This window comes from Streptomyces sp. KLMMK (assembly GCF_036961605.1).
GTDB classification, from domain to species: domain Bacteria; phylum Actinomycetota; class Actinomycetes; order Streptomycetales; family Streptomycetaceae; genus Streptomyces; species Streptomyces telluris.
Genome location: NZ_JBAMDC010000539.1, coordinates 1 through 3,602, shown reverse-complemented (window position 1 = coordinate 3,602; position 3,602 = coordinate 1). Strand labels below are relative to the sequence as shown.

The following is a 3,602-nucleotide window of genomic DNA, read 5'->3' as shown; positions in this document are numbered from 1 at the left end:
CCCGGGCGTCCGCCGCACCGAAGTCCGCCGAATGAGAACGGGCACGTGATGAGCAGCGCAGCACAGCCTCCTGGGGACGTCGTACGGCCTTCCGAGAGCGCCGTACGGCCTTCCGAGAACGCCGTACGGCCTTCCGGGGAGCGGACCGTCGTCGCGGTCATCGGCGCGGGCACCATCGGGCTCGGCTGGATCGCCCTCTTCCTGGACCGGGGGCTCCGGGTCCGGGTCAACAGCAGACGGCCCGAGGCCGAGCGGGTGGTCAGGGAGGGCCTCGCGGTCTTCGCCGCCACCCTGCCGGGCGGGGCCGCCGACGTCGGCGTGCTCATGGAGCACGTGGAGTTCGAGCCCGACATGGCCCGCGCCGTCCGCGGTGCGGCGGTCGTGCAGGAGAACGCCCCCGACGACCTCGCCCTCAAGCAGGAGCTCTTCCGTACGGTCGAGCAGGCCGCTCCCGCGGAAGCCCTCCTCCTGTCCTCCACGTCCAAGCTGCTGCCCGACGACATGGGCGCGCTGATGGCCGAGCCGGGACGCGTCGTCGTGGGACACCCCTTCAACCCGCCGCACGTCGTCCCCCTGGTCGAGGTCGTCGGCGGCCGGCACACCCCCGCCGCGCTGATCGACGAGGTCACGGCCTTCTACCGGGCGGTGGGCAAGGCCCCCGTCGTCGTCCGCAAGCCCGTGCCGCGTTTCGTCGCCAACCGCCTGCAGTCCGCGCTGCTGAGGGAGAGCATCCACCTCGTGCAGGAGGGCGTCGTCACGATGGCCGAACTCGACGCCGTCGTCACGCAGTCGATCGGCCTGCGCTGGGCCACGGTCGGGCCGTTCGAGGCCTTCCACCTGGGCGGCGGCGAGGGCGGCCTGCGCCGCTGGCTGGGCGGCGTGGCGCCCGGCCTGGAGCGCGCCTGGCGCGCCCCCGCCGTCCCGGCCCTGACACCGGACGCCGTCGAGGCGCTCGGCGCCGAGGCGGACCGGACCTTCGGCACGGACCACGCCGCGCTGTCGCGCGCCCGTGACGAGAAGCAGAACGCCGTGCTCGACGCGCTCGCGCGGATCGACGCCCGGCCCGAGTCACTCAGGGAAGACGAGAACATGGAACTCCAGCCCCAGGCCCAGGCCCAGCCCCGGTCCGGGCAGACCCGCCCGCCCCAGCAGGGTGAACCGCACGTCGTGGACTTCTGGTTCGACCCGCTGTGCCCCTTCGCCTGGATCACCTCCCGGTGGATCACCGAGGTGGCCGGGAAGGCCCCGGTGACCGTCCGCTGGCACGCGATGAGCCTGGCCCTGCTCAACAGCGGCAAGGACATGCCCGAGGCGCGGCGCACGATGCTCGACCTCTACTGGGGCCCGGTCCGGGTGCTGGCCGCCGCCCGCGCCGCCCACGGCGACGCCGTCACCGGCCCGCTCTACACGGCGATGGGCTCCCGCTTCCACGCCCCCGGCGGCATCTTCGAGCCCGTCCGCACCGCCCCGGCCGAGGAGTTCCGCGCGGCGATGATCGAGGGCCTGGGCAGGACGCGCCCGGACATCGAGGCGGCCCTGGCCGAGACCGGGCTGCCCGCGGGGCTGATCGACGCCATGGACGACGACCGCTGGGACGACGAGCTGCGCGCCTCGCACGCCCGGGTGCCCTCGGACGGCCTCGGCCAGGAGCTGATCGGCGTCCCGACGATCTCCGTCGACGGCGGCGCGGGCCAGTTCGGCCCGGTCCTGACGGAGATACCGCGCGGAGAGCGGGCGGTACGGCTCTGGGAGGCCTTCCGGACCCTGGCCGGCGACCCGGCGTTCTTCGAGCTGAAGCAGAGCACGGGGCGCACCGAGCCCCTGACCCACTGACCCACTGATCCGACGATCCGACCGATCAACTGGAGGAATCTCAGATGCGTGTGATCCGTATCCGTGAGTTCGGGGGCCCGGAGGTCATGCGGGTCGAGGAGACCCCCGTGCCGCAGCCGGGCCCCGGTGAGGTGCTGATCGCCGCCGAGGCGGTCAGCGTGGGCTTCGCGCAGACGCAGATGCGGCGCAACATCTTCCCCGCGCCGATGTGGCGGCCCGAGTTCCCGATCGTGCTCGGTGGCGATGTCATCGGCCGCGTCGCGGGCGTGGGCGCCGGGGTGACGGGCTTCCGCGAGGGCGACCGGGTGGGCGCGTTCACGCTCCACGGGGCGTATGCCGACTACGTGGCCGTCGACGCGGCGACGGTCCTGCCCGTGCCGGAGGGCCTCGACGCCGCGCAGGCCACCGCCCTCCCCTCGCCCGGCCCCATCGGCACCGGCACCCTGGGCACGGCGAACCTGCGCCCGGGCGAGAGCGTCCTGGTGCACGCCGCGTCCGGCGGCATCGGCCACCTGAGCGTGCAGTGGGCCAAGGCCCACGGCGCCGGCCCGGTCATCGCCACCGCGAGCTCGGCCGAGAAGCTCGACTTCGCCCGCGCGCTCGGCGCCGACGTCGTCGTCGACTACAGCCGCGAGGGCTGGGTCGACGAGGTCCGCGAGGCCACCGGCGGCACCGGCGTCGACATCATCCTCGACAGCATCGGCGGCGACGTCCTCCGTCAGGGCGTCGGCCTGCTGGCCCCCTTCGGCCGCCTGGTCTTCTACGGCTCCGCGGGCGGCGGGCTGGAGATCCCCCGGATCTCCCCCATGGAACTCATCGAGATGAAGTTCATCACCGGCTTCGCCCTGTCCCGCTGGCGCGCCGCCCGCCCGAAGGAGTACCTCGCCAACCACGAGGAGCTGGCCGCCGGCCTCGCCGACGGCACGATCCGGCACGCGGTGCACGCCACGTACCCCCTCGAAGAGGTCGGCCGGGCCCACGAGGAGATCGAGTCCCGGGCCCACATCGGGCGCATCGTGCTGCTGCCCTGACACCCCCGCACGGAGATTGGAACCGCCTTGCCGGACACGAACGCCCAGAACCCCACCCGCCTCGCCGTGATCGTCGGCAGCACCCGCAAGGACCGCTTCGGTCCGGTCGTCGCCGACTGGTTCACCGCCCACGCCCGTGAGCGCGCCGACCTGGAGGTCGACGTCATCGACCTGGCCGAGGCCGACCTGCCGCACGTCCTGGAGGGACCCGGCGAGGACGGCACGCACCCCTCGGCGGCGGTGCGCGCCTTCGCGGCACGGATCGACCGGGCCGACGTCTTCGCCGTCATCACGCCCGAGTACAACCGCGGTTACCCCGCCGCGCTCAAGCAGGCCATCGACTCGGTGTACACCGAGTTCCACGCCAAGCCCGTCGGCTTCGTCAGTTACTCCGGCGGTGCGACCGGCGGCGTGCGCGCCGTCGAGCAGCTCCGTACGGTCTTCGCCGAGCTCCACACCGTGACCCTGCGGGACGGCGTGGCCATCCCCTCCGCCTTCGCCGCCTTCGACGACGACGGGCAGCCGCGGGACACCGAGGGCGTCAACGGCGCCGCGAAGAAGCTGCTCGACCAGCTGCTGTGGTGGGCCGTCGCCCTGCGCGAGGCGCGGGCCAAGTCCCCGTACACCGCCTGACGGTCCGCGCGCCGCGGCGGTGCCGAGCCGGCCGCCCGCCCGGCCGGCAGAGCGCCGTTCGAAACGTCCGACGTCCGACGTCCGATAGCCAACATCCCACGTCCT

Annotated in this window: 3 protein-coding genes; all 3 read left to right on the top strand. The window is 73.7% G+C overall.

The window, feature by feature from the left end:
- The first annotated feature begins 48 nt into the window (after positions 1–48).
- Genes V7793_RS38315 through V7793_RS35135 form a run of 3 tightly spaced genes read left to right on the top strand, consistent with a single transcriptional unit; the run spans position 49 to position 3,497 of the window.
- The gene (locus V7793_RS38315; protein ID WP_443058062.1) at positions 49–1,833 is read left to right on the top strand and encodes a mycothiol-dependent nitroreductase Rv2466c family protein; all 1,785 of its coding nucleotides are present in this window, start codon (positions 49–51) and stop codon (positions 1,831–1,833) included.
- A 44-nt stretch (positions 1,834–1,877) separates the two neighbouring features.
- Positions 1,878–2,864 carry a quinone oxidoreductase family protein gene (locus V7793_RS35140; protein ID WP_336013754.1) on the top strand — a complete coding sequence of 329 codons (987 nt, stop codon included), beginning with the start codon at positions 1,878–1,880 and terminating at the stop codon, positions 2,862–2,864.
- Between the two features lie 27 nt (positions 2,865–2,891).
- Complete coding sequence (locus V7793_RS35135) at positions 2,892–3,497, top strand: NADPH-dependent FMN reductase (RefSeq protein WP_336013753.1); 606 nt, start codon at positions 2,892–2,894, stop codon at positions 3,495–3,497.
- Positions 3,498–3,602 lie beyond the last annotated feature (105 nt).

Excerpts from the sequence above, each read along its gene's own strand:
- V7793_RS38315 (WP_443058062.1), top strand. The coding sequence starts at position 49 with ATGAGCAGCGCAGCACAGCCTCCTGGGGACGTCGTACGGCCTTCCGAG.
- V7793_RS35140 (WP_336013754.1), top strand. The coding sequence starts at position 1,878 with ATGCGTGTGATCCGTATCCGTGAGTTCGGGGGCCCGGAGGTCATGCGG.